We start from the raw sequence: 282 nt of genomic DNA on the forward strand, positions 1-282 counted from the left end.
CAAAATTTTTTCACTTTGCATGCTCCTGAGTCTGAAAGATAAGTTAAGCCGTTTGCTACTGACATGCGTGTTGGCGCTGACGGCTATACTCATTTGTCCCCAGACCCGGGCAGCCGAAGTAGAAATCACTTCAGCCCGGATAGAAACCTCAGACGAGGGGTATAAGCTGTCTGCCAGCTTTGCTTTCGAACTCAGTCACGGACTGGTCGACGCGATTTCCAAAGAAATCCCGCTCTCCTTCACCACCGAAGTGGAGCTGACCCGGCCACGCTGGTACTGGTT

Annotated in this window: 1 protein-coding gene; it reads left to right on the forward strand. The window is 51.8% G+C overall.

The window, feature by feature from the left end; genetic code table 11:
* Positions 1-19: 19 nt before the first annotated feature.
* Positions 20-282 (forward strand): DUF4390 domain-containing protein (locus tag KDM89_RS22040; RefSeq protein WP_212689878.1); only part of this gene is annotated, 263 nt, incomplete at its 3' end.

The organism is Cognatundibacterium luofuense (genome assembly GCF_018139685.1).
In the GTDB taxonomy this organism is placed as follows: Bacteria; Pseudomonadota; Gammaproteobacteria; order Burkholderiales; family Burkholderiaceae_D; genus Undibacterium; species Undibacterium luofuense.